Source organism: Variovorax sp. GW821-FHT09B05, assembly GCF_059418265.1.
Genome location: NZ_JBWKPN010000009.1, coordinates 180,077 through 203,033 on the forward strand (window position 1 = coordinate 180,077; position 22,957 = coordinate 203,033).

Below are 22,957 nucleotides of genomic sequence, written 5' to 3' on the forward strand. Positions count from 1 at the left end.
TCAGTCTGCGGTGATGCCCGCGGTTCGGATGACCTCGCCCCAGACGGCGCTCTCGTCCTTGATGCGCTGCGTGACGGTCTCGGGCGAAGCCCATTTGGCGACGGCGCCGCGCTCGGCCATGAAGTCGGTCCAGTCCTTCTTGTCGACCACGCTCCTGGCGGCGGTGCGCAGCTTCTGCAGCACCTGCGGCGGCGTCTTGGCCGGTGCCAGCAGCGCCTGCCAGCCGATGGCCAGCAGCTTGGGGAAGCCGACCTCGGCGGTGGTCGGCACATCGGGCAGGTAGGACACGCGCTGCGGTCCCGTGACGGCCAGCACGCGCAGCTTGCCGCTCTCGACCTGGCCCTTGACCTGGCTCACGTTGTCGATCATCAGGTGCATGCGGCCCGCGAGCATGTCCTGGATCGCGGGCCCGGTGCCCTTGTAGGGCACGTGCACCATCTGCAGCGACTCTTCCTTCTTGAAGAGCTCGAACACGATGTGGGCCAGCGTGCCGACGCCGCCCGAGGCGAAGTTCATCTCGGTCTTGGGCGCGCGCGCCAGCGCCACGAATTCCTTGAGCGTCTTCACGCCCAGCGAGGCCGGCACGATGACCGCCTGCGGCGTCTCGGTGATGCCGGTGATCGGCGTGAACTCCTCGAGGTAGTTGGGCACGCCCGACTTGTAGAGGAAGGGGTTGTTGGTCGCCATCGCCGAGTTCATCTGCAGCAGCGTGTAGCCGTCGGCCGGCACGCCGGTGGCGACGTACATCGCGGCCAGGTTGCCGTTGGCGCCGGCCTTGTTCTCCACGATCGTGGCCTGGCCCAGCGCCTCGCCGAGCCGCTGCGCGAGCGGGCGCGCGACCAGGTCGACGCCGCCGCCGGCCGAGAAGCCCACGACGATGCGCACGGGGCGCGAGGGATAGTCGTTCTGCGCGAAGGCCCGCGGTCCCAGTGTCGCGGCCAGGGGCGCGGCGGCGCCCGCACGGATGAAAGTCCTGCGTTTCAAGTCTGTCTCCTGTCGATTTTTGGATGGGGCCCTGCATGGCGCCCCCGGGGTGCATCAGAGATGCTGGAAGCGGTAGTGCTCGAAGATGGCCAGCAGCTCGCGGCTCGCGCGCCGGCGGTGCTCGAGGTTCACGCGGGCTGCGCCTTCGGCATCGCCCTCGCGGATGCGCTCGACCAGTTCCATGTGTTCCTGCGTCGAGTTGTGGGGCACGGGCCGCAGCCGCAGCGAGACCATGCGCGCGCGGTGCGCGCGATCCCAGTGGTTGAAGACCGCGTCGGCCAGCAGCTTGTTGCCGGCCATGGTCACGAGCTGCGCATGGAAGGACTCGTCGGCCCGCGCCCAGGCGTCGAGGTCGTTGGCCTGCAGCGCGGCGGCCATGGTCTCGGTGGCCTCGACCAGCGGCTGCAGCTCGGCCGCGTCGGGCTTCCTGCGCGCCAAGCTCTCGGCGGCGGCGCTCTCGAGCGCGCCGAGGATCTCGTAGATCTCGCGCATGGCCGTCGGCGACACCGGCAGCACGCGCATGCCGCGGCGCGGGATCACCTCGATCAGGCCTTCGCCGTGCAGCCGCATCAGCGCTTCGTGCACCGGCGTGCGGCTCATGCCGAGCTGCAGCGCGATCTCCTGCTCCATCGCCTGGTAGCCGGGCGCCCAGACGTTGTCGAGGATGCGGCGGCGGATCGCCTGGTAGGCGCCATCGACGAGCGTGGTGGTGTCGGCGCCCGCGGCGGTGGTGGAGGGCTTGGTGTTCATGCGTGGTTCCAGTGAAGGGGCGGCAGGCCGGCGACCGGCATGCGCACGGTGGCCAGCGTGTCGCCGAGCAGGCAGCCCAGGTAGCCGGTGCGCAGGTCGGGCCCGCCGAAGGCGAGGCTGGAGATGTTGCGCAGCGTGTGGCCGTGCACGGTGTCGAGATGCTCGCGGCCCATGCGGTGCTGTTGGAAGGCGTCTTCCACCGCGTCGAGGCGCGCCGGGTCGGCGTCTTCCAGCAGCACCGACTGCGCGCCGTCGCGGCCGACGCGGATCAGGCGGTTGCTCACGATGCTCGTGATCCAGAAGTCGCCGTCGACGTCCTGCGCCAGGCCGTCGGGAAAGGTGCCGGCGCCGAAGCGGGCCACGGTCTCGCGAGTGCCCAGCGAACCATCGGGCCGGATCGCGAAGCGAGAGAGCCGGCGGCCGAAGGTCTCGTTGACGTAGAGGAAGGCGCCGTCGCGGTCGACCAGGCACTCGTTGGTGTAGCCCAGGCCGTCGGCCACGATGCGCGCGCCGCGCGCGTCGACCAGCACCACGAAGCCATCCGCCACATCGTGGCGATAACCGAGCGCGCGCGGCGTCTGCCGCGTGCTGACCGTGATCCAGAGCCGGCCCCGTGCATCGGGCAGCACGAAGTTGGTCGGCGGCAGGTCGAGGCCGTCGACCGTGCGCAGCAGCGGTTGCACCCGGCCGTCGCGTTCGAGCGCGAACACGCCGCCGGTCTGCGCGCCCAGGTGGGCGATCAGGAAGCTGCCGTCGGCGCGCAGCGCGATGCCGTTGGGCTTCATGACCTCGCCGTCGATCTCGTGGCCGAGGTAGGCGGTCTGGGTGCCGTCGGGATGGATGCGCGTCACGCCGCCGCGCCAGTCGGCGCAGTAGAGATCGCCGGCGCGCGTGGCCAGCACGCATTCGGGGCGGTGCAGGCCGGTGCCGGTCCAGGCGGCGCCGGCGGGGGAGAGGCGCGGGATGTCAGGGGGTGGGGTGCTCATGCATTTATTAATGTATGCATTGATGCACGCGTCACTATCTGGGGTAAACCCGGGGCACGCGCGTGCGCCCGAAGTCACGAAGCGGGTCGATGAGCTGGAGAGCCGCGTGGGCTCGAGGGGAGTGCCCGCTCAGGGCGTCTTGCCGCGACCGGATTTCCTGGCGCCTTCGGCTCGCGCCGTGGGTGCCGAAGCCTGGCTGGCCTGCAACTGCTCCACCCACAGCAACGTATCGACGTAGGTCATGAAGCGATTGAGGTACTCCGGCGACAGATCGCGCATGAGGATCAGCGCGCGGTGCACGAGGTGGTGCGAATTGAGCGGACCCGCGTTCTCGGGCATCTTCGCGAGCGACTGCGTGAGCCGGCGATCGGCGCTCAGGCGCGACCAGGTGCCGCGGAAGTAGCGCATGGTCTTGAGCTCGGCGGGCGCGGCGGCGGAGCTCGCCATGGTGGCGCGGGTCGGTGCGGCACCGCTCGATGCCGGCGCTTCGGGCAGCGGCGACTGGCGCGCGATATGTTCGACGAGCTCTGCGAGCGCACCGCGCGGCAATGGCTGCGCCGCCGCGGCCGCCATCTCCGGCCCCGCCTTCTCGAAGTCCTCGCCATACGCACTGAGCAACTGCCGCAGCCGCTCGTCGAGCAGCCGCCTGGCCTCGCCACGCTGCGCCGCGGTGCGCTTCGCAAGCGTCTCGATGAAATGCAGCCGCACCGGATCGAAGCGCTCGGCCCCGCGCGCGCGCCAGACCGCGACGACCGCGAGCGGGTCGTCGTTCGCGTCGATGGGCGCGTCGCTACTCACGGGCCTTCGCTGCAGTGCCGGTGGTGCTCGCCGCATACGATGGGCGCGGCGTCGGCGCCATCTCCACGCGCCGGTTCTTCGCGCGGCCATCGGCATCGGCATTCGAGGCCACGGCCTGCTCGGCGCCGAAGGCCGCGGCGAACACCGAGGAGGAAGGCACGCCTTCCTCGATCAGCGTGCGGGTCACGGTCAGCGCGCGTTGGGCCGAAAGCTCCCAGTTGTCGGCGAACAGGCGCGCACCCTCGCGCATCTGGCGGTTGTCGGTGAAGCCGCTCACCATCAGGATCTCGTCGCGCGAACGCAGGTAGGTGGCCAGCGGCGCCGCGAGGCTGCGCAGCACCTGCCGGCCCTCGGGCTGCAGGTCGGCGGAGTTGAAGGCGAACAGCACGCTGCCGCTGATGCCGATGCGCCCGTTGTTGAGCGTGACGCGGCCCGCGGCCAGCGGCCCGGCCAGCGCCTTCTCGAGCGCCTCGCGGCGCTGCGCCTCGGCCTGGCGCTGCTTGACCTCGGATTCGAGCCTGGCCGCGAGGTCGAGCTGCATGCCGATCGCGCAGACCAGGATCAGCACGAAGGCGCCGAGCAGGCCCGACATCAGGTCGCCGAAGACGGCCCAGACCGGCACGCTGGTGTCGAGGCCGGCGTCGTCGATGTCCGCGTCCTGGCGCATCACGCCTCGCTGGCCACGGCGGCTGGCTGCCGGCTGGCGATCTGCTGCAGGTCTTCGACGATCTGCTTCTGCGACATGATGCTGAGGTCGATGACCTCGCGCGCCTGCGCCACGTAGTAGGCCAGCTGCTCGTCGCTGCGCGCCATCGACTTGCCGAGCGCGCCTTCCACGCGCTGCAGGTGCGCCACCAGCTTGTCGTTCGATTCGCCGAAGCGCTGCACCGCGAAGCCGAAGGTCTCGCCGAGGCTCGCGACCTCGATCGCGCTGCCCGTGACCTGCGCGGCCACCTCGGCCATCTTGCCGGTCTGCGTTTCCACCTGTTCGGCGAAGCGGCTGCCCGCGCGTTCCATGGCCTCGGCCGAGGCCGCCACCAGCGCGTCGACCGCGCTGCGCTGCTCGGTCGAGGCATGGTTGACCGCGTCGAGCAGCGTGCCCAGCGTCTCGAGCAGGCGGTTGCGTTCCTCGAGCATCGTGTTGTCGCGCGCCATGCTGTCCGACAGCTTCTGGCGCAGTTCCGACACCACCTCGGCGGCGGCGCGCGGCGCTTCGGCGGCGGCCTGCAGCAACTGCGCGATCTCGGTGACGGTGCGCTTGGCATGCGCCTCGTGCTGCGACGACATCTCGCCGGCGGTCTTCGTCAGCGCATCGAGCAGCTGGCGCTGCTGGTCGGCGCTGTGCGCACCGGCCTGCTGCCATTCCTGGCGCAGCGCGCCGGCCATGGCTTCGAGCGAGCCGGTCCAGGCCGCGAGGCGCTGCTCGTCGCGCGAGGCGAGGTCGGCCTGCGTCTCGAGCAGCTTCTGCTGATGGTCGAGCGCATGGGCGCCGGCCTGCTGCCATTCACGCTGCAGCGAGGCGGCCATGGACTCGAGCGAACCGGTCCAGGCGGCGAGGCGCTGTTCGTCGCGCGACGAGAGGTCGGCCTGCGTCTCGAGCAGCTTCTGTTGATGGTTGAGCGCATGGGCACCGGCCTGTTGCCATTCCTGCCGCAGCGAAGCGGCCATGGCCTCGAGCGAGCCGGTGAAGGCCGTGAGGCGCTCCTCGTCGCGCGCGGCGAGGTCGGCTTGCGTTTCGAGCAGCTTCTGCTGATGGCCCAGCACATGGCTGCCGGCCTGTTGCCATTCCTGTTGCAGCGACGAGGCCATCGCCGCGAGCGAGCGGGTCCATGCCGACAGCCGTTCCTCGTCGCGCGACGAGAGATCGGCCTGGGTGTCGAGCAGCTTCTGCTGGTGGACCAGTGCCTGCGCGCCGGCCTGCTGCCATTCCTTCTGCAAGGCCGCGCCCATCGAGGTCAGCGATTCGGTCCAGGCCGCGAGCCGTTGCTCGTCGCGTGCGGCCAGTGCGGCCTGCAGCTCGCCCTGTGCGTCGCCCACGGTGCGCAGCAGCGAGGCCGCATGCGCCTCGAAAGCCGTGGCCGCGGCCGACAGTGCCTGTTGCGCGTCGCCCGAGAGCTTGTCGCTCGTCTGTTGATGCCGCGCCAGTGCCTGTTGCCAGGTGTCGGACACCTTGCCGACCGTGGTCTCGAGTCGCGTCGACACGCCATCGACCAGCGCGGTGGAGCGCTGCTCGAAGCTCTGCGCGAAGCCTTCGAGCGAGCCGCGCAGGTCGCTCGACAGCGCCTCGCTGGTGCGCTGGTGCGCGGCGAGCGCGCCCTGCCAGGTGTCGGCCACGCGGCCGGTGCTGGCCTCGAAGCGCGACGACAGGCCCTCGAGCTGCTGCTGCACCGTCTGCGCGATGCTGCCGTGCAGCGAGGCGGTCTCGCGCGCGATGCCGGCCATGGTGGCCTCGACCACCGGCTGGATCGCGGCACCGGCCACGCGCGCGCTCTCGATCAGGCTGTGCTTGAGCGACTGGTCGACCGAGCTCGCGAGGCCGGCGTAGACCGCCTCGGCCTTGCCGTGGAATTCGGCCTGGTTGCCGATCAGGCGCTCGCTGAGCACCTGGGTCTGGCGCTCCATCGCGCCCATCATGGCCTGCAGTTGGCCGACCAGCTCGGGCATCAGGTCGGCCTGGCGCTGCAGCAGCTTGAAGGATTCGTCGCGCCGGTGCGCCTGCGAGTGCACGCGCAGGGTGCTCGCGATCTTCGCGTCGAGCGCCTGCGAGGCCTGCAGCCGTTCGCGCCGGCACAGCGCCGACACCAGGCCCAGCGCCGCCGACGCGGCCACGCCGGCCACCGAGGTGCCGAAGGCGAGGCCGAGGCCGCGCACCGGGGCCGAGAGCGATTCGCGGATCGCTTCGAGGTCGGTCGCGCCCTGCAGCGCCGCGCCGGTGCCGTTGAGCGTGACCACCATGCCGAGGAAGGTGCCGAGCATGCCCAGCAGCACCAGCAGGCCCGCGAGGTAGGGCGCCAGCGCCGGCCCGGGCAGGCCCACGCGTTCGCCCTCGACGCGCAGGCGCACCGCGTTGCGCAGCGAGGGGTGCAGCGAGGCGAGCCAGTCGCCGAGGCTGGCCGGAGGCTCGGACAGCGCGTTCGTCGCCTGCACCAGCGAGCCCGTGGCCTGCTGGAAGCGGTGCAGCTCGAGCCCGCCCATCAGGTAGAACGCGGCCACGAGCCCGGTGACGGCCAGCGCCAGCGTGTTCGTGCCGATGTAGCCGGCGCCGACCCAGCCGACGACGGCCAGGCCCGCGACGAACACGGCGTGATGGAGAAATCGGGTCATGTGTATCCAGTCAGCCCTTGTGACCGGCGCGCAGGGCTTCGAGCAGCCCGTCGACCGGTTGAAATCGAAAGTCCAGTTCGGCCTGCAGCACGTCCTGGATGTCCTTGCGGAAGACCGCGAGCCAGTCGGCATGACCGCCGGCGGCGTTGTCTTCCGCGCCCGTTTCCTCGTCCTGGCGGGCCTTGCGCAGCCGCGCGAAGCGCTTCTCGAGCGCCGCCGGCACGCTCGCCAGCAGGCTGCGTTCGCGCGCGCCCAGCACCTGTTCCATCACCACGTCGACGGCGGCGAGCCGCGCCATGTCGTGCGAACCAGCCGCGAGCCGCGCGCGCAGCCGGCCGCGCAACGGGCCGATGGCCGTCTCCATCGCCTGCTGCCGCGCGAGGTAGCGCTGGCGCATCGGCGCGAAGTCGGGCGGCGTCTCGGCGTCGGCGGTGGCCGCGGCGGGGCGTGCCTTGGCGGGCGCGAAGCTGCCGTCCTCGGCGATCGCCTGGGCCAGCGCGGCGCGCACGCGCGCGCATTCGCTTTCATCGGCGCGCACCGAACCCCGCGGGGCCGGCGGCAGGCTGGCCGGCGTGCCGTTGAGGGCGGCCGACAGCGAGATCGCGTCGGTCCAGCCGAACCATAGGCTCAGCCGGTCCGCCGAAGCCTGTTCGGATTCGCGGATGTCGCCATCGGTCAGTCGGGAAAGCAAGCGGACGAGCGCCGAACCGTTGAAACCAGTGCGCTGTGGAACGTGCGCCATGCCAGAGTCGGAAAAACCCGGCAGTCTACACCGCCGACCCTCGGGGGAATCCCGGGGCCGGGCCCGCTGGCAGTGGCGCGAACGGCGTTTCGCCAGGGGCGGCGCGGGCCGCCGAGGCGGCGGGAATTTTGTATCGAAATCCAACCTGCCCGTGCCGGGCCCGGCGCTCAGGCTGGGGGCTTGGGCAGCGCGTGTGCGAGCAAGGCCACGGCCGCCTCGACCGGCCGGTCCACCGCCAGGCCCTCGGCCCAATCGAAGCGCAGCCCTTCGAAGGCCGCGCCGCCGGGCACCAGCCGCCTTGCGCCGGCCGCGCGCGCGCGGGCCGACAGCGCGCGCACCTGCGCACGGAAGCGTTCGGGATCGGCGCGCAGCGCCGCGCCATCGCCATCGAGCGCGAACACGCCCGCCAGCAGGTGCGCCGCGCCGCCGGCCGCCGCGCAGTCCGTGAGGATCGGCACCCAGGCCGCGCCCGCCGTGAGGATCGCGAAGCGCTCGCCGCGTTGCCGCGCGGCCAGGATGGCGGCCTCCGCCAGGCCGGTCACGGGCACGCCGGCGCGTTCGCGCAGCACCGCCAGCCCGGGGTCGCCGAAGCAGGCCAGCAGGATGGCGTCGGCGCGCGGCGCCTCGGCCAGCAGCGCGGGCATCGCGGCCGCGGCCGCGTCGTAGCTGGGGCGGTCCTTGATCACCGGCGGGCCGGCGGAGGCGGTCCAGCCGATGGCCCGCAGGCCCGGCGGCAGCAGCGCGCGGGCGGCCGACACCACGGCCTCGGTCATCGCCTGGCTGGTGTTCGGGTTGAGCACCAGCAGCGTGGCGTCGCTCATCGGCCTTCGTCCGTGGACTGCGCGGCGCGCTGGCCGGCCCACATGCGCAGCAGCACGCCCACCACGTCCTGCGAGGGCGCGGCCGCGCCGGGGCGCAGCCGGGTCTCGACCAGCGACAGGTGCGAGCGCATCGCGCGCGCGGCACCACCGCCGTCGCCCTTGAGCAGCGAGGTGAAGATGTCGCGGTGCTCGTCGCAGGCGCATTGCGCCGAATGCGGCGCCTCGTACATCGCCACCAGCATCGAGGTCCGGCTCACCAGCTCCTGCATCTGCTGCAGGATGAAGGTGTTGCCCGTGGCCTCGGCCAGGATCATGTGGAAGTCGGCCGACAGCCGCACCGAGGTGGCGCGGTCGCCCTCGGCCAGCGCGGCCTGCTCGCGTTCCATGTGCTCGTCGAGGCGGCGCAGCGCCTCGGCGCCCGCGTTCTGCGCCAGGTGGGCGACGATGCCGCCCTCGAGGATGCGGCGCGCGTCGTAGATCGAGCGCGCCTGCTCGAGCGAGGGCGCGGCCACGAAGGCGCCGCGGTTCGGGATCATCTCGATCAGCCGGTTGGTGCCCAGCCGCAGCAATATCTTGCGGATGCGCTCGCGGCTCACGCCGAAGACCTCGGCCAGCGCGGTCTCGCGCAGCGGCGCGCCGGGCGCCAGCGCGCCGGCCAGCAGCGCGCGCGAGAGCGTGTCGTAGACCGCGTCCTCGCGTTCCTTCATGCGGTCGTGCCCTCATCGGTGTGCGCCAGCCAGTGGCGGGCGATGCGTTCGCGGCTGGTCACCCAGGCGCCGCCCTTGTCGTGGAGGTGGCGCAGGATGCGCTCGAGCGCGCCGATGCGTCCGGGCCGGCCGATCATGCGCAGGTGCAGGCCCACCGACAGCATGCGCGGCGCGTGGCCGCCCTCGCGCCACAGCCAGTCGTAGGCGGCACAGACGTAGTCGGCGAAGGCGTCGCCGGTATCGAAGCGCTGGGTGTTCTGGAACTGCATGTCGTTGGTGTCGAAAGCATAGGGCAGCACGAGGTGCGGCCGGCCGTCGACCGCCACGCGATAGGGCGTGTCGTCGTTGTAGGCGTCGCTGTCGTAGAGGAAGCCGCGCTCCACCAGCAGGCGGCGCGTGTGCGGGCTCGGGTTGGAACGCGTGTGCCAGCCCACGGGGCGGCGCCCGGTGGCGGCCTCGATCGCGGTGCAGCAGCGGTCGATGGCCCGCCGCTCCTCGTCGAGCGTGAGGTCGATGCCGCGCTCCCAGCGCCAGCCGTGCGCCGAGACCTCGTGGCCGGCCTGCGCCGCGTGCCGCGCCAGCCACGGCGAGCGCTCCACCGCGCGGCCGCAGGCGCTGAGCGTGAAGTGCCCGCCATGTTGTTCGAACAGGTCGGCGATGCGCCAGTAGGCCACGCGCGTGCCGTATTCGAAGTGGCTGTCGATGCAGCGGTCGGGCACCGGCTGGCCGTCGATCACCTCGTAGATGGCCTCATTGCGGCTGTCGCCGTCGGTCATCGAGAACTCCGCGCCTTCCTCGAAGTTGACGACGAAGGAGACGGCCACGCGCGCCGCCTCGGGCCAGCGCACGGCGGGCAGGTCGCGGCCGTAGCCGATGAAGTCGCGCGTGGCGGGTGGAGTGGAAGCAGGGGATGAATCGGCCATGGTCAGAACTGGGCCAGCCGGCGGAGGCCGACCAGCCTTTCGGCGATGAAGAGCACCACGGCGGCCAGCAGGATCAGGCAGGCCGAGATGGCGGCGATGGTGGGGTCGGGCGACTCCTCCAGGTAGTGCAGGATCTCGATCGGCAGCGTCTTGCTGCGCGCGTCGGTCAGGAAGATCGAGATCGGGTAGTTGTCCATCGAGGCCAGGAAGGCGAACAGCCCCGATGTCAGGAAGGCCGGCGCGAGCGCCGGCACCATCACCTGCAGCAGCGCGCGCGGGCGCGACAGCCCCAGGGTCTGCGCCGCCTCGAGCAGCCGGGTGTCGAACAGCGCCAGGCTCGCATGCACCGTGCGCGTGACGTAGGGCAGGGTGATGACCACGTGCCCGATCAGCAGGCTCCAGAACACGTTCGCCAGCCCGACCGCGCGGAAGGCCTGCAGCAGCGCCACGCCGATCACCAGCCCCGGCATCATCAGCGGCGATACCAGGAAGGCCAGCAGCGCCTCGCGGCCGCGGAAGCGTCCCTGCTCGATCGCGATCGCGCACAGCGTGCCGAGCACCAGCGCCGCGAGCGTCGCGCCCGCGGCCACCGCGGCCGACAGCAGCACGGTGTCGGCCAGGCCCTCCTTGGCCAGCATCGCGCGGTACCAGCGCAGCGACCACTGGCCTTCGGGCAGGTTGAACACCGGCGAGGGGCTGAACGAGACCAGCACCACCACCACCAGCGGCGCCAGCATGAAGACCGCGGTCGCGGCCATCAGCAGCCCGCCCGCGATGCGGTTCCAGCGCGCGCTCATCGAAGTACCTCCGTGCTTCGCACTGCGGTGCGAGCTTGCTTGGGGCGGCCCGGCGCGGCGCTCATGCTGTGGCTCCCTGCTGCTGCCCGCGCGCCTGCAGCCGGCGCGTGAGCAGCGTGCTGCCCACCACCACCGCCACGGCGATGGCCAGCAGGATCACCGCCAGCGTCGAGCCCGACTGCCGGTCGCGCATGAACAGGTAGGCGCGCGCCAGCAGCGCGGGCAGCGTCTGGTAGCGGTCGCCCACCAGCAGCGCGGGGATCACGTACATCGACACCGCCATCGAGAACACGAAGGCCGAGCCCGCCACCACGCCCGGCAGCGACAGCGGCCAGGTCACGCGCACGAAGGCATGCAGCGGCTTCGCGCCGAGCGTGGCGGCGGCCTCGGCCAGGCGCGAGTCGATCTGGCGCGCCACCGTGAACACCGGCAGCACCATGAAGGGCAGGAACACGTGCACCGCGGCGATCACCAGCCCGCGCTCGTTGAACAGCAGCCGCGCCGGCTCGTCGACGAGGCCCAGGCCCAGCAGCACCTGGTTGACCAGGCCGTTGCTGCGCAGCAGGATGGTCCAGGCGAAGCTCTTGACCACCACGCCCACCGACAGCGGCAGGATCAGCGCGAGGAACATCAGCCCCTGCACCGGCAGCGAGGCGCGCGCCATCGCGAAGCCCACCGGGTAGCCGATCAGCAGGCACAGCAGCGTGACGAGCAGCGCGATCTTCAGCGTGTTCCAGACCACGACGGCGCTGAAGGGATCGGTCGCGAAGCGCGCGTAGCCCGCGAGCGAGAAGCCGCCCTGTTCGCCCTGGAAGCTGGTGGCCAGCAGCGCGGCCAGCGGCAGCACGAACAGCAGCACGAGGTAGCCCGCGCCCGGCACGGCGAGCCAGCCCGGCGATCCTTCGGCGCGGCGCATGGCGCCGCTCATGGCGCCGCCTCGGCCGCGAACAGCAGCGTGTCGGCCACCGGCCATTGCACCGACAGCGTCTCGCCGGGGCGCGGCGCCAGGTCGTCGTGCGCCGGGAATTCCGCGAGCAGCGTCGCGCCGCCGCCGGGCGCGCTGAAGTAGACCAGCCGGTTGGCGCCGCGGTAGACCGTCTGGCTCACCACCAGCGACAGCCGGTTCATGCCCTCGGCCGCGGGCTGCGGATCGCGCGAGGCGCGCAGCCGCTCGGGGCGCACGCCCACCAGCACCTCGTGGCGCAGGCCGCCCGCGCCGACGTCGCGCGCGCGCTCGGCCGGCACCTCGATCTCGCCGCAGGCGGTGCGCACGCGCGCACCGTCGAGCGTGCCGCGCCATTGCGAGGACAGGCCCACGAAGTTGAGCGCGAACTCGGTGCGCGGCTGGCCATAGATGTGTTCGGGCGCGTCGAGCTGCTCGATCGCGCCGCGGTTCATCACCGCGATGCGGTCGGACATCACCAGCGCCTCTTCCTGGTCGTGCGTGACGAAGATCGCCGTCATGCCCGCGTCGCGCAGGATCTGTCGCAGCTCGACCTGCATGGTCTCGCGCAGCTTGCGGTCGAGCGCCGACAGCGGCTCGTCGAGCAGGATCAGCCGCGGCCGCGTGGCGATCGCGCGCGCCACCGCCACGCGCTGCTGCTGGCCGCCCGACAGCGCCGAGATCGGCCGGTCCGCGAGCGCCGCGAGCCGCACCGAGCGCAGCGCCGCGTCCACCGCCTGCGCGAGCTCGGCGCGCGGCGTGCCGCGGGCCTTCAGGCCGAAGGCGATGTTCTCGCTGACCGTGAGGTGCGGGAACAGCGCATAGCTCTGGAACACCACGCCGATGTTGCGCTGGTGCGCGGGCAGCGCGGTCACGTCGCTGCCGCCCACGCGCACCGTGCCGGCGTCGCACGCCGCAAGCCCGGCGACGATGCGCAGCAGCGTGGTCTTGCCGCAGCCCGAGGGGCCGAGCAGCGACACGAATTCGCCGGAACCCACCTGCAGGTCCAGCCCGTCCACGACCGTCTGCGCGCCGTAGCGCTTGACGATCCCGCTCAGTTCGAGGGTGCTCATGCGTTGCTTCCCGTCGGGGTTCGCGGCGCGCGCCTCACAGTGCCATCTCGCGGTCCCAGCGCTCGACCCAGGCCTTGCGGTTCTCGGCGATGTAGGCCCAGTCGGGAATGAACACCTCGCCCTTGGGCAGGCCGGCCGGTGCGGCCACGCCGGTGTTGGTGGGCATCGCGAGCGAGATCTCGGCGATCTGCTGCTGCCAGGCACCGAGCATCGCTTCGACGAAGGCATTGGCGAGGTCGGCCTGCGGGCCGCCCCGGACCTTGGCGATGCCGGTCGGCATGGCCATGCCGCCCTCCTTCGGCAGCACGAAGTCGATCGGCGCGCCCTTGGCCTTGCGATCGAAGGCGTTGAATCCGATCATGCCCGCGATGGCCGTGGCCTCGCCCTGCTCGAGCAGGTTCAGCGCCTGCGGCAGCTGGGTGTAGACGGTCAGCAGGTTGGGCTTGAGCGCCTTGAGCTTGCGGAAGGCGGCCTCGGGCTGGTACTGCGCATCCTTCATCGGCTTGCCGGTCTCGAGCGCGGCCGCCACCAGGAACATCGACAGGCCCTCGGTGTTCTGCAGCGAGGGGATCACGACCTTGCCCTTGTTGGCCGGCTCCCACAGCGCCGCGTACGAGGGCAGCTGCCTGAGCTTGCCGGTGTTGACCGCCACGCCGGTGGTCGACTGCATGTAGTTGGCCCACATGCCGTCCATGTGGACCGTGCCGGGCTTGAGCTTCGCGAGGCTGGGGATGTCCTTGGCGGTGAGCGGCTCCAGCACGCCTTCCTTGACGGACGGGATCATCACCGGGTCGTCCATCAGCACCACCGACATGTACTGGCGGCCCTTGTTGTTGACCATCTTCTCGAGGTTCACGAGCGAGCGCGTGCCCTCGAAGATCACCTTGCAGCCGGTCTGCTTCTCGAACACCGGGATCAGCGGATCGAGGAAGGCCTTGTGGCTGCCCGCGCCGCCGACCACGAGTTCGCGGCCCTTGCCCTGGGCGCGCACCCAGGCCGGCGCGGCCAGCGTGGAGGCGGCGAGGAGTCCCTGCCCGAAGGCGCGGCGCGAGAGGCCGGATGCTGAGCGATTCATCTGCATGTCCTTGGGGGGCGATGCCCCAAATGGGTGGATGGAAGGCCGTGGCAGCCGCCAGTCAGCCCAACAATTGTGCGCTCTTCAAAAGAAATTGTGCACAATCCATGCAGGAAGCTAAATCCGTGCCAACCCGCAGGCGCGGGGTGCCACGAGAGAAATCCGGGAGGGGCGCTACGCGCGCAGCCTGCGCGCCGGTTCGGCCTCGTGCAGGTAGGCCGTGAAGGTGTCGCGCGGCGACGAGCCCGTGTGGCGCGTGAGGATCTGCCCGACCTCGCCGCGGTGGTAGCCGCCATGCGCGATCACGTGGCCCAGCATCTCCTCGCGCGACATGCGGCCGGCCGAGCCGTCGGTGAAGTCGAAGGCGAGCGGGGCCGCCAGGTCGTCGTCGCCGATCGCCTGCACGTGCGCGACGAACCAGCGGTCGTTGTCGCGCACCGCCTGCAGCAGGTGCCCGGGCGCCAGCCGCTGGGGCGAATGGGTGCCGGTGTAGGCATGGGGCCGGCCCTCGAGGTGGGCCCTGAAGATGCCATCGACCGCATGGGCATGGTCGAGGGTGGCCCAGGCCGCCTCGAGGTCGTCCTCGGGCAGCGTGCCCCGCGCGGCCAGCAGGCCGGCGAACAGGCTCTCGTCGGCCCAGGCCTTGTAGCGGAACATCGAGGTCAGCAGCGTGCGTGCGCTCATCGGAGGTCTCCTGGCGAAGCGCCGCGGCGCGGCGCGCTTCGGGGCACGATGATCCCCGGCGCCCATGGCGCGGTCCAATGAAATGCAACCGGCCCACTGATAAGAGCCCCGCATCAATGCAGGGCCTGGCCGGGCGGCCGATTGCGCGGGCGCGGCTTCATGGGCACGATGCTTGCGGATGCGCCGGCGTACGGCCGATCCGCATCCTCCACCTCCAAGGCAGCGCCGATGTCCTTCCTGTGGCCCGGTTACCTCTGGTTCCTGCTGGCGCTCGCGCCGCTGCCGCTGGCCTATGCCTGGCTGCTGCGGCGCCGCGGCCGGCTGGCCCAGCGCTATGGTCGGTTGCAGACCGAGGGCGCCGCGTCGCTGCGGCGCGGCTGGCGCCGGCACCTGCCGCCCGCGCTGTTCCTGCTGGCCTGCGCCGGCCTGCTGTTCGCCGCCGCGCGGCCGGTGGCGCGCGTGCCGCTGCCCTGGGCGCGCACCTCGATCATGCTGGCGATGGACGTCTCGCTGAGCATGCGCGTGAACGACGTCAAGCCGACCCGGCTCGAGGCCGCGCAGGCGGCGGCCAAGTCCTTCCTGCGCGAGCTGCCGCGGCGCATCGAGGTCGGCCTCGTCACCTTCGCCGGCAGCAGCCAGGTCGCGCAGCGCGCCACGCTCGACCGCGACGCGCTCGCGGCCAGCATCGACGCCTTCCAGATGCAGATGGGCACCGCGGTCGGCGACGCGCTCGTGCTGTGCCTGGCCGAGCTGTTCCCGCAGGACAACATCAGCCTCGGCGAGATGACCTTCGGCGGCAACGCGCCGCGCGGGCGCAGCCTGGACGACAAGGCGAAGCCGCCGCCGCGCCAGATCACGCCGGTGGCGCCCGGCTCCTACGATGCCGCCGCGATCATCCTGCTGAGCGACGGCCGCCGCACCACCGGCATCGACACGCTCGAGGCCGCGAAGATGGCGGCCGACCGCGGCGTGCGCGTCTACGTGATCGGCATGGGCACGCTCGACGGCGACATCGCCGCGCCCGACGGCATGGCGATCTACATGAAGCTCGACGAGCCCACCTTGCGCGAGGTGGCGCGCATGACCGGCGGCGAGTACCACCACGCCGGCACCGCCGAGGCGCTGCACGGCGTCTACGAGAAGCTCGGCTCGCGCGTGCAGGTGCAGCCGCGCGAGAACGAGCTCTCGGGCCTGCTGGCGCTGCTGTCGGCGCTGCTCGCGATCACGGGCGCGGGGCTGTCGGTGCTGTGGTTCGGGCGCATCGTCTGAGCCGCGGTTTGCCGCTCCCGCGCGGCGGCGCCACAATCGCGGCTGCACCCGCTGGCCCGCCGGCCACCGTGTCGCATCCACCGGCCGATCCTCCATGCAGCATTCCCCGTTCCTCCTGCGCACACGCCCCATCGGCGCTGGCAACCTGCGCGCCTTCGAGGTCGTGGCGCGGCACCTGAACTTCCGCGCCGCGGCCGAGGAGATGTCGCTCACGCAGCCGGCCGTGAGCCGCCAGATCCAGGCGCTCGAGGAGGAGGTGGGCGTGCGCCTCTTCCTGCGCCACACGCGCGCGGTCGAGCTCACGAGCGCGGGCGCCTTGCTGCTGCTGTCGGTGCAGCAGGCGCTGCCGCGCATCGACGCCACCATCCGCCAGATCCGCCAGAGCGCGTCGCGCAAGAGCGTGGGGCTGACCACCTTCGCCTCGTTCGCCTCGATGTGGCTGATCCCGCGCCTGGAGGCCTTCCAGCGCGACCATCCCGACATCGACATCCGCATCGATGCCTCCGACGCGGTGATCGACCTCGAGGTCAGCGACATCGACCTCGCGCTGCGCTATGGCCGCGCCGAGCACATGCCCGAGGGCGCGGTGCGGCTGTTCGGCGAGCACCTCACGCCGGTGGCCAGCCCCTGGCTCATCAAGAGCAACCCGCCGATCGAGAAGCCCGAGGACCTCGCGCGCTTCACGCTGATCGAGGTCGGCGATGCGCACCCCAGCTATGTCGAGTGGCTGGTCTGGCGCCGCTGGTTCGAATCGAACGGCCTGGCCCGGATCCAGCCGCGCCGCTGGCTCTACTTCAACTACGACTACCAGATGGCGCAGGCCGCGCTGACCGGCCAGGGCGTGGTGCTGGCGCGCAGCCCGCTGATCGCCGAGAGCCTGGCCAACGGCGACCTGGTCGAGGTGCTGCCGCGCCAGCGCATGGATTCGCCGATGGCCTACTGGCTCGTGAGCGGCCCGCGCAGCGCCGACCGGCCCGAGCTCCAGGCCTTCGGCGCATGGCTGCAGCAGCAGGCGGTGCTCACGCGCGCGGCGATCGGCGATGCGGTCGACGACGAGGCGCCGGTGGCACGGCGCCAGAACGCCGCATGAGCGCCGCGTGAGCGGCGAGCGCGGCAACAGCGTCTACGTCGAGCTGGCACCGCTCGCGGCGCACCGCGCGCTGCTCGACCACCTGTTCATCCTCGTCGACGACGGCACCCTGACCGCGCCGGGCCGGCACCGCTTCGCCACGCCGTTCTCCGAGATCCGCTACCTGCGGCGGCCGGACGACGACCCGCCATGGCAGGCCTCGTGGTCGCGGCCCGTGGCCGCCGCACGGCCCCGGCAGCGCGCGCTCGCGGGCATGGTGGTCGGCTTTCGCGCGCATGCGCAGCCATCGCCCGGCGCGTTGCCGGAGCTCGGGCCGATCGGCATCGAGGGATCGCTCGACGCGGTGGTCCATGCGCTCGATGCGCTCGCGGCCGACCTCTGCCCACGCCTCGGCGGAGCACCGGCGATGGCTGCGGTGTCGCAACGCACGCTGCGGCGCCGCTTCGACGCCAGTGTCGGCCTGGGCCCGAAGGCCTGGCAGGCGCTGCACCGCTTTCGCGGCGCGCTGCTCGACCTCGCGCGTTCGCCGGCCGGCCTCGCCGACACCGCGCAGGCGCGCGGCTATGCCGACCAGTCGCACATGTCGGCCGACTTCCAGCGCCGCGCCGGCACCTCGCCCGGTCGCTTCGTCGCGCGCTCGCGCGCCGAGGCCGGCGGCGATGTTGGCCGATTCTTCCAAGACCCGGCGCTGCGGCAGCGGGTACACACCCTGGTTTCCACGTGATGAACGGAGCGATTCCATGGTGCGAGAGACGATCGACCCCGCCGATGCGCAACGGGTGAGGGCCAGCTTCGAGCGGCAGAACGCGATGCGCGCGCTCGGCATCGAACTGGTCGAGGTGCGGCCCGGCGAGGTCGAGCTGGCGATGCCGGCCTCCGAGCGGCTGACCCAGCAGCACGGCTTCCTGCATGCCGGCATCGTCGCCACCGGGCTCGACAGCGCCTGCGGCTATGCGGCCTTCTCGCTGATGCCGCCCGAGGCGGCCGTGCTCACGGTCGAGTTCAAGATCAACCTGCTGGCCCCGGCGGCCGGCGAGCGCTTCGTGTTCCGCGCCGGCGTGACCAAGGCGGGCCGCACGATCAGCGTGAGCGACGGCCGGGCCTATGCGCTGCGCGAGGGGAAGGAGTCGCTGATCGCGACCATGACGGCCACGCTGATGGCGGTGGTGGGGCGCGAGGACATCCGGCACTGACGGGCCGCGGCGACCGCCACCATGGCGGGTGGGTCGAATGCTGCCGTCCGTTCAGAAGCTGAACGTTCAGGAGTTGTTCGGTGGCCGCGCGTGGATGGCATGAAGGGCGTCAAAAGGCCCTGAAAAGCCTCGAAACTATCGCTTTCGGCGTGCAAAACACGAGGTTTGGCGTTGGCACGGCGCTTGCCATGTCGTGTGCATGACCTCCACCACAGCCACCCCCGAAACACCCGGCGCGCACGGCGCCGATCCCGACGGCCGGCCCGCGCTTCGCGAGGGCGCGACCGGCAGCGCCACGCTCGTCGTCGCGCCGAAGCACCTGGCCAGCGCCTTCGCCGAAGAAAGTGGCGAAGCCTATCCGCGGGTGCTCGCCACGCCGGCCCTGGTCGGCCTGCTCGAGCGCGCCTGCGCGGCGATCCTCGTGCCCGCCCTGCGCGCGGGCGAGATGTCGGTCGGCCACGTGGTCCGGCTCGTGCATGGCGCGCCCACGGCGCCCGGCCAGGTGGTTCGCGCGAAGGCGACCTTGCTGCGCCGCGAGAAGCGCCTCTACGTGTTCGAGGTCGAGGCGCGCGACGACGCGGGCGTCGTGGCCACGGGCGAGCATTCGCGCGCGATCGTGCCGGCCGCCGCGGTCGAGGCCACGGCGCTGCGCCGCGCGAACGAGGCCGCGGAGGCTGCGCGATGAGCACCGCCGCGATGCTGCATCCCGAGGTCGAGACGCTCGCGCCCGCGACCCTGCGTTCGCTGCAGGAAGCGCGCTGGACCGAGCAGTGGCGCTACGTGCGCACCAGCTCGGTCTTCTACCGGCGCAAGCTGTCGGGCTGGCTCGACCGCGCGCTCACGCTCGACGAGCTGCAGGAGCTGCCGCTGACCGAGAAGGACGAACTGCGCCTGAGCCAGGAGGCCGACTATCCGTTCGGCGACTACGTGGCCTGCGCCGAGAAGCGCGTGGTGCGGCTGCACCGCACCTCGGGCACCACGGGCCGGCCGCTGATCCTCGCCAATTCGCGCCGCGATGCCGAGATCGTGGCCGAGGTCGGCGGCCGCTCGATGTGGGCCTCGGGCCTGCGGCCCAGCGACCGTGTGGTGCATTGCCTCAACTACTGCATGTGGACCGGCGGCTTCACCGACCACACGACGCTCGAGGCGGCCGGTGCCACCGTGCTGCCCTTCGGCGTGGGCAACACGCGGCAGTTGATCGATGCCATCCTCGACCTGAAGATCACGGCGATCTCGTGCACGCCGTCCTATCCCGCGCTGCTCGAGAGCGTGCTGCGCCAGCACTATCCAGGGCTGCAGCCGGCCGACCTGGGGTTGAAGCTGGGCCTGTTCGGCGGCGAGGCTGGGCTCGACAACACCGAGTTCCGCGCGCAGATGGAGGCGCGCTGGGGCTTCAAGGTGCGCAACGCGAACTTCGGCCTGTCGGAGGTGATGAGCATCCTCGGCGGCCAGACCGACTGGACCACCGACCTGCTGTTCCACGCCGGCGACGTGGTGTTCGCCGAGATCCTCGATCCCGCCACCCTGCAGCGGCTGCCGATCCGCGAGGGCACGGTCGGCGAGCTGGTCTGCACCCACCTGCGCAAGGAGTGCCAGCCGCTGGTGCGCTACCGCACGCGCGACGTGGTGACGGTGACCGGCACCGAGCCCGGTCCCGACGGCCGCACTGCCTGGCGCTTCCGCGTCAGCGGGCGCACCGACGACATGTTCAACGTGCGCGGCATCAACGTGTTTCCGAGCGCGGTGCGCACGGCGATCGAATCGCTGCCCGCGCTGAGCTCGGGGCACTTTCGCATCGTGCTGCGCGGGCCCGGTCCCTACGACCGCGTCGAGCTGCGGGCCGAAGCGGCCGCGGGGCTCGCGGCGGCCGACTGGGACGCGGCCGCGCGCCGCCTGGAGATCGCGGTGCGCGAGCGCGCGGGCGCCAGTGCGCTGGTGGAGATGGTGCCGTTCGAGTTCTACGAACGCACCGACGGCAAGACCCAGTGGGTCGAGAAGCATTGAAGACCCGCCCGGGACCAACGAACAAACGAACGAGCAAAGGATTTTTCGCCATGGACTACGTCACCCTCGAAACCAGCGACGGCATCGCGCACGTGCGGCTGCAGCGGCCCGAGCGCCTCAACGCCATCAGCGCTGTGGTGCTCGACGACCTGCACGAGGCGCTGCGCGAGGCGCAGTCCTCGGCCGACGTGCGCGCGATCGTGTTCTCGGGCGCGGGCCGGGCCTTCTGCGCCGGCGACGACCTCAAGGAGTTCGGCGAGCAGACGCGCACGCCGGCCTCGATCCGCCATCACATCGAGCGCATTCAGGCCATCACGCGCGACCTGATGTTCGGCGGCACGCCGGTGATCGGCGCGATCCACGGCTTCGCGGTCGGCGGCGGCTTCGAATGGCTGCTGAACTGCGACCTGGTGGTGGCTTCCGAGGACCTGGTGTGCTTCTTCCCGGAGATGGACTGGGGCCAGTTCGTGACCGGCGGCGTGACCTGGCTGCTGCCGCAGGCCGTGGGCCACCAGCGCGCGATGGAGCTCTGGCTGCTGGGCGAGCGCCAGTCGGCCGCCGACCTGCTGCGCCTGGGGCTCGCGAACTGGGTGGTGCCGCCGGAGCGGGTGCTGGCGCGCGCCTTCGAGGTGGCGGCGGTGGTGGCTTCGAAGTCGCAGGGCTCGGTGTCGCGGCTCAAGCGCGTGGTGACGATGCAGGCGCAGTCGAACCTCGCGGTGGCGCTCGAGCTCGAGCAGGAGGCCACCGTGGCCGCCTTCGCCACGCCCGACGCCGCCGAGCGCGTGCTCAAGTTCGGGCGTCGCGCCTGAACGGGGAGACCGCGATGAACGTCCGCGCCATCACCTTCGACTACTTCGGAACCCTGGTCGACGTCGACCGCGGCGGCATGGCCGGCATCGAGGCCGTGCTGGCCGAGGCCGGCCTGCGCACCGAGCGGCCGCTGTTCGAGCTCTACCTCGACTGGGACATCCGCAACGTGCAGCGCTACCGCGGCGGGCGTTGGCGCCCCTATCGCCAGGTGGCGCGCGAGGCGCTGCGCGAGACGCTCGAGGCCATCGAGCCCGGCGTCACGGCGCGGCTCGACATCGACCTGCTCAACGAGCTGTACCTCGGCCACCTGGTCGAGTCGGCACCGCCGCATTCCGAGGTCGAGGCCATCCTGCAACGGCTGGCCGAGCGCTTTCCGCTGATGCCCATCACCAACATGGACAGCGACCTGTGGCAGCGCAGCCAGCTCGTGCGCTTCTTCGACCAGGTCACCACGGCCGAGATGGCACGGGCCTACAAGCCCTCGGAATCGATCTTCAGGCTCGCGCTCGACCGCCTTGCGGTGCCGGCGGAGTCGGTGCTGCACTGCTCGCTCGCGAGCTGGGCCGACATCGACGGTGCCAAGCCGCTGGGCATGCAGGTGGCCTGGATCAACCGCGGCGCCGAGCGGCTGAGCGTCTGGCAACCGCGGCCCGACCACGAGTTCCCCACTCTCGAGGGCGTGCTCGCCCTCCTGGACTAGTCGGTTTCTTCCATTCACTTCGAGGTACAGAACATGCGCCGTTTCCTGCTTCTTGCTGCTTCCCTGGGCCTGTGGGCCTCCCTCCTGCCGGCCAGCGCGCAGGACCTGGTCGTCAAGATCGGCCATGCCGGCCCGCTCAGCGGTCCGCAGGCCAACGCGGGCCGCGACAACGAGCGCGGCGTGAAGCTCGCCATCGCCGATCTCAACGCGCAGGACTTCCGCATCGGCGGCAGGCGCGCGCGCTTCGAGCTGGTCTCGGAGGACGACCAGGGCGACCCGCGCACCGGCACCCAGGTGGCGCAGAAGATGGTCGACACCGGCGTGCGCGCGGTCATCGGGCATTACAACTCGGGCGTCTCGATTCCCGCCTCGCGCATCTACAGCCAGGAGGACATCCCGATGATCACGGGCGCGTCCTCGAACCCGCAGCTCACGCGCCAGGGCTTCGCGAGCATCTTCCGGCTCGCGGCCAACGACAACGTGATGGGCGCGGCCATGGCCGAGTTCGCCGCCGCGCGCGGCCTGCGGAAGGTGGCGGTGATCGACGACCGCACCGCCTACGGCACCGGCGTGGCCGACATCTTCGTGCAGACCGCCAAGGGGCTGGGCCTCGAGGTGGTGGGGCGCGAGTTCACCAACGACAAGGCCACCGACTTCACCGCCATCCTGACCAAGTTCAAGGGGCTCGCGCCCGAGGCGGTGTTCCTCGGCGGCTACTACGCGCAGGGCGCGGGCGTCGCGCGCCAGATGCGCCAGCTCGACATCAACGCGATGCTGCTCGGCGGCGACGGCATCTGCACGGCCGAGGTGGTGCCGCTGGGCGGCAAGCTGCTCGAGGGCCGCTACTTCTGCGCGCAGAGCGGGCGCCCGCTCGACAGCCTGCCGGGCGGCCCAGCCTTCCGCGAGCGCTTCACCAAGACCTTCGACGCGCCGATCGACGCCTATGCGCCGGCCTTCTACGTGGCGACGCTGGTGGTCGCGCGCGCGATGCAGCAGGCCGGCAGCGACGAGCCGAAGAAGGTCACGGCCGCGCTGAAGACGCTGAAGATGGAGTCGATGCTCGGCCCGGTGCAGTTCGATGCCACCGGCGAGTGGCTCAAGGCGCCGGTCACGGCCTACCAGATCGCCGGCGGCAAGCTGGTGCCGGTCGAGCGCAAGCCGTGAGCGCGCGTGTGCCGAGGGATGGCACCAGCGTTCCGCCGCCCGCGCTTCCTTGGCAGAATCGGCGCGACCGGTCGGCCGCGGCGTCCTCGCCGCGCGCGCCGGGCTGACGAGGACAAGGAA

The 22,957-nt window shown here is 71.6% G+C and carries 24 protein-coding genes; 9 read left to right on the forward strand and 15 right to left on the reverse strand.

The features are described 5' to 3' along the window. From AC07RM_RS23535 to AC07RM_RS23605, 15 genes are all read right to left on the reverse strand, one after another. A complete protein-coding gene (locus tag AC07RM_RS23535; protein WP_495336079.1) occupies positions 1 to 984 on the reverse strand; it encodes a Bug family tripartite tricarboxylate transporter substrate binding protein in 984 nt (327 codons plus the stop codon). A gap of 54 nt (positions 985 to 1,038) precedes the next feature. Continuing rightward, positions 1,039 to 1,734, reverse strand: a complete 696-nt coding sequence (locus tag AC07RM_RS23540) for a GntR family transcriptional regulator (protein WP_296783744.1) — start codon at positions 1,732 to 1,734, stop codon at positions 1,039 to 1,041. Beyond that, positions 1,731 to 2,720, reverse strand: coding sequence for an SMP-30/gluconolactonase/LRE family protein (locus AC07RM_RS23545; RefSeq protein ID WP_490876902.1), 990 nt, complete (start codon positions 2,718 to 2,720; stop codon positions 1,731 to 1,733). Before AC07RM_RS23545 ends, AC07RM_RS23540 begins: the two co-directional genes overlap by 4 nt. Before the next feature lie 129 nt (positions 2,721 to 2,849). Beyond that, positions 2,850 to 3,518 carry a DUF2894 domain-containing protein gene (locus AC07RM_RS23550; RefSeq protein WP_495336080.1) on the reverse strand — a complete coding sequence of 223 codons (669 nt, stop codon included), beginning with the start codon at positions 3,516 to 3,518 and terminating at the stop codon, positions 2,850 to 2,852. Beyond that, positions 3,511 to 4,185: an OmpA family protein gene (locus AC07RM_RS23555; RefSeq protein WP_203207664.1), complete on the reverse strand. Its 675-nt coding sequence runs from the start codon at positions 4,183 to 4,185 to the stop codon at positions 3,511 to 3,513. Before AC07RM_RS23555 ends, AC07RM_RS23550 begins: the two co-directional genes overlap by 8 nt. Beyond that, positions 4,185 to 6,842 (reverse strand): DUF802 domain-containing protein, encoded by a 2,658-nt coding sequence (locus AC07RM_RS23560; protein WP_495336081.1) that lies wholly within the window; start codon positions 6,840 to 6,842, stop codon positions 4,185 to 4,187. Before AC07RM_RS23560 ends, AC07RM_RS23555 begins: the two co-directional genes overlap by 1 nt. Before the next feature lie 10 nt (positions 6,843 to 6,852). Beyond that, positions 6,853 to 7,584 carry a DUF3348 domain-containing protein gene (locus AC07RM_RS23565; RefSeq protein ID WP_495336082.1) on the reverse strand — a complete coding sequence of 244 codons (732 nt, stop codon included), beginning with the start codon at positions 7,582 to 7,584 and terminating at the stop codon, positions 6,853 to 6,855. A 167-nt stretch (positions 7,585 to 7,751) separates the two neighbouring features. Then, complete coding sequence (locus AC07RM_RS23570; protein WP_495336083.1) at positions 7,752 to 8,405, reverse strand: aspartate/glutamate racemase family protein; 654 nt, start codon at positions 8,403 to 8,405, stop codon at positions 7,752 to 7,754. After that, positions 8,402 to 9,112 (reverse strand): GntR family transcriptional regulator, encoded by a 711-nt coding sequence (locus AC07RM_RS23575; protein ID WP_093345398.1) that lies wholly within the window; start codon positions 9,110 to 9,112, stop codon positions 8,402 to 8,404. Before AC07RM_RS23575 ends, AC07RM_RS23570 begins: the two co-directional genes overlap by 4 nt. After that, positions 9,109 to 10,035 carry a polysaccharide deacetylase family protein gene (locus tag AC07RM_RS23580; RefSeq protein ID WP_495336084.1) on the reverse strand — a complete coding sequence of 309 codons (927 nt, stop codon included), beginning with the start codon at positions 10,033 to 10,035 and terminating at the stop codon, positions 9,109 to 9,111. The genes AC07RM_RS23575 and AC07RM_RS23580 overlap by 4 nt, the downstream gene beginning before the upstream one ends. 2 nt (positions 10,036 to 10,037) lie before the next feature. Next, positions 10,038 to 10,832, reverse strand: coding sequence for an ABC transporter permease (locus tag AC07RM_RS23585; protein ID WP_444813603.1), 795 nt, complete (start codon positions 10,830 to 10,832; stop codon positions 10,038 to 10,040). A 61-nt stretch (positions 10,833 to 10,893) separates the two neighbouring features. Continuing rightward, on the reverse strand, positions 10,894 to 11,760 hold the full coding sequence (locus AC07RM_RS23590) for an ABC transporter permease (RefSeq protein WP_495336085.1): 867 nt from the start codon (positions 11,758 to 11,760) through the stop codon (positions 10,894 to 10,896). Further along, positions 11,757 to 12,848: an ABC transporter ATP-binding protein gene (locus AC07RM_RS23595; RefSeq protein WP_495336086.1), complete on the reverse strand. Its 1,092-nt coding sequence runs from the start codon at positions 12,846 to 12,848 to the stop codon at positions 11,757 to 11,759. Before AC07RM_RS23595 ends, AC07RM_RS23590 begins: the two co-directional genes overlap by 4 nt. Before the next feature lie 34 nt (positions 12,849 to 12,882). Continuing rightward, complete coding sequence (locus tag AC07RM_RS23600; protein ID WP_495336087.1) at positions 12,883 to 13,923, reverse strand: ABC transporter substrate-binding protein; 1,041 nt, start codon at positions 13,921 to 13,923, stop codon at positions 12,883 to 12,885. Between the two features lie 174 nt (positions 13,924 to 14,097). Continuing rightward, the gene (locus AC07RM_RS23605; RefSeq protein ID WP_093345409.1) at positions 14,098 to 14,607 is read right to left on the reverse strand and encodes a DinB family protein; all 510 of its coding nucleotides are present in this window, start codon (positions 14,605 to 14,607) and stop codon (positions 14,098 to 14,100) included. Positions 14,608 to 14,835: 228 nt separating this feature from the next. Between AC07RM_RS23605 and AC07RM_RS23610 the strand changes: the two genes are divergently transcribed. The 9 genes from AC07RM_RS23610 to AC07RM_RS23650 all read left to right on the forward strand — a co-directional run bounded on the left by AC07RM_RS23610 (position 14,836) and on the right by AC07RM_RS23650 (position 22,837). Next, positions 14,836 to 15,876: a VWA domain-containing protein gene (locus tag AC07RM_RS23610; RefSeq protein WP_495336088.1), complete on the forward strand. Its 1,041-nt coding sequence runs from the start codon at positions 14,836 to 14,838 to the stop codon at positions 15,874 to 15,876. A gap of 94 nt (positions 15,877 to 15,970) precedes the next feature. After that, positions 15,971 to 16,966 carry a LysR substrate-binding domain-containing protein gene (locus AC07RM_RS23615; RefSeq protein ID WP_495336089.1) on the forward strand — a complete coding sequence of 332 codons (996 nt, stop codon included), beginning with the start codon at positions 15,971 to 15,973 and terminating at the stop codon, positions 16,964 to 16,966. 7 nt (positions 16,967 to 16,973) lie between these two features. After that, positions 16,974 to 17,690, forward strand: coding sequence for a helix-turn-helix transcriptional regulator (locus AC07RM_RS23620; RefSeq protein WP_495336090.1), 717 nt, complete (start codon positions 16,974 to 16,976; stop codon positions 17,688 to 17,690). A gap of 16 nt (positions 17,691 to 17,706) precedes the next feature. Further along, positions 17,707 to 18,159, forward strand: a complete 453-nt coding sequence (locus AC07RM_RS23625) for a PaaI family thioesterase (RefSeq protein ID WP_209544425.1) — start codon at positions 17,707 to 17,709, stop codon at positions 18,157 to 18,159. Between the two features lie 199 nt (positions 18,160 to 18,358). Continuing rightward, positions 18,359 to 18,844 (forward strand): thioesterase family protein, encoded by a 486-nt coding sequence (locus AC07RM_RS23630; protein ID WP_495336091.1) that lies wholly within the window; start codon positions 18,359 to 18,361, stop codon positions 18,842 to 18,844. Then, positions 18,841 to 20,163: a phenylacetate--CoA ligase family protein gene (locus tag AC07RM_RS23635; protein ID WP_495336092.1), complete on the forward strand. Its 1,323-nt coding sequence runs from the start codon at positions 18,841 to 18,843 to the stop codon at positions 20,161 to 20,163. The genes AC07RM_RS23630 and AC07RM_RS23635 overlap by 4 nt, the downstream gene beginning before the upstream one ends. A 50-nt stretch (positions 20,164 to 20,213) precedes the next feature. Next, positions 20,214 to 20,972 carry an enoyl-CoA hydratase/isomerase family protein gene (locus AC07RM_RS23640; protein ID WP_495336093.1) on the forward strand — a complete coding sequence of 253 codons (759 nt, stop codon included), beginning with the start codon at positions 20,214 to 20,216 and terminating at the stop codon, positions 20,970 to 20,972. Between the two features lie 14 nt (positions 20,973 to 20,986). Further along, positions 20,987 to 21,673 carry an HAD family hydrolase gene (locus AC07RM_RS23645; protein WP_495336094.1) on the forward strand — a complete coding sequence of 229 codons (687 nt, stop codon included), beginning with the start codon at positions 20,987 to 20,989 and terminating at the stop codon, positions 21,671 to 21,673. Between the two features lie 33 nt (positions 21,674 to 21,706). Next, complete coding sequence (locus tag AC07RM_RS23650) at positions 21,707 to 22,837, forward strand: branched-chain amino acid ABC transporter substrate-binding protein (protein ID WP_495336095.1); 1,131 nt, start codon at positions 21,707 to 21,709, stop codon at positions 22,835 to 22,837. Positions 22,838 to 22,957: the final 120 nt, after the last annotated feature.

Bases quoted from the DNA above. Each gene is read 5' to 3' on its own strand.
- AC07RM_RS23540 (WP_296783744.1), bottom strand. From the start codon at position 1,734: ATGAACACCAAGCCCTCCACCACCGCCGCGGGCGCCGACACCACCACG.
- AC07RM_RS23545 (WP_490876902.1), bottom strand. From the start codon at position 2,720: ATGAGCACCCCACCCCCTGACATCCCGCGCCTCTCCCCCGCCGGCGCC.
- AC07RM_RS23555 (WP_203207664.1), bottom strand. From the start codon at position 4,185: ATGCGCCAGGACGCGGACATCGACGACGCCGGCCTCGACACCAGCGTG.
- AC07RM_RS23560 (WP_495336081.1), bottom strand. From the start codon at position 6,842: ATGACCCGATTTCTCCATCACGCCGTGTTCGTCGCGGGCCTGGCCGTC.
- AC07RM_RS23565 (WP_495336082.1), bottom strand. From the start codon at position 7,584: ATGGCGCACGTTCCACAGCGCACTGGTTTCAACGGTTCGGCGCTCGTC.
- AC07RM_RS23570 (WP_495336083.1), bottom strand. From the start codon at position 8,405: ATGAGCGACGCCACGCTGCTGGTGCTCAACCCGAACACCAGCCAGGCG.
- AC07RM_RS23575 (WP_093345398.1), bottom strand. From the start codon at position 9,112: ATGAAGGAACGCGAGGACGCGGTCTACGACACGCTCTCGCGCGCGCTG.
- AC07RM_RS23580 (WP_495336084.1), bottom strand. From the start codon at position 10,035: ATGGCCGATTCATCCCCTGCTTCCACTCCACCCGCCACGCGCGACTTC.
- AC07RM_RS23585 (WP_444813603.1), bottom strand. From the start codon at position 10,832: ATGAGCGCGCGCTGGAACCGCATCGCGGGCGGGCTGCTGATGGCCGCG.
- AC07RM_RS23590 (WP_495336085.1), bottom strand. From the start codon at position 11,760: ATGAGCGGCGCCATGCGCCGCGCCGAAGGATCGCCGGGCTGGCTCGCC.
- AC07RM_RS23595 (WP_495336086.1), bottom strand. From the start codon at position 12,848: ATGAGCACCCTCGAACTGAGCGGGATCGTCAAGCGCTACGGCGCGCAG.
- AC07RM_RS23600 (WP_495336087.1), bottom strand. From the start codon at position 13,923: ATGAATCGCTCAGCATCCGGCCTCTCGCGCCGCGCCTTCGGGCAGGGA.
- AC07RM_RS23605 (WP_093345409.1), bottom strand. From the start codon at position 14,607: ATGAGCGCACGCACGCTGCTGACCTCGATGTTCCGCTACAAGGCCTGG.
- AC07RM_RS23610 (WP_495336088.1), top strand. From the start codon at position 14,836: ATGTCCTTCCTGTGGCCCGGTTACCTCTGGTTCCTGCTGGCGCTCGCG.
- AC07RM_RS23615 (WP_495336089.1), top strand. From the start codon at position 15,971: ATGCAGCATTCCCCGTTCCTCCTGCGCACACGCCCCATCGGCGCTGGC.
- AC07RM_RS23625 (WP_209544425.1), top strand. From the start codon at position 17,707: ATGGTGCGAGAGACGATCGACCCCGCCGATGCGCAACGGGTGAGGGCC.
- AC07RM_RS23630 (WP_495336091.1), top strand. From the start codon at position 18,359: ATGACCTCCACCACAGCCACCCCCGAAACACCCGGCGCGCACGGCGCC.
- AC07RM_RS23635 (WP_495336092.1), top strand. From the start codon at position 18,841: ATGAGCACCGCCGCGATGCTGCATCCCGAGGTCGAGACGCTCGCGCCC.
- AC07RM_RS23640 (WP_495336093.1), top strand. From the start codon at position 20,214: ATGGACTACGTCACCCTCGAAACCAGCGACGGCATCGCGCACGTGCGG.
- AC07RM_RS23645 (WP_495336094.1), top strand. From the start codon at position 20,987: ATGAACGTCCGCGCCATCACCTTCGACTACTTCGGAACCCTGGTCGAC.
- AC07RM_RS23650 (WP_495336095.1), top strand. From the start codon at position 21,707: ATGCGCCGTTTCCTGCTTCTTGCTGCTTCCCTGGGCCTGTGGGCCTCC.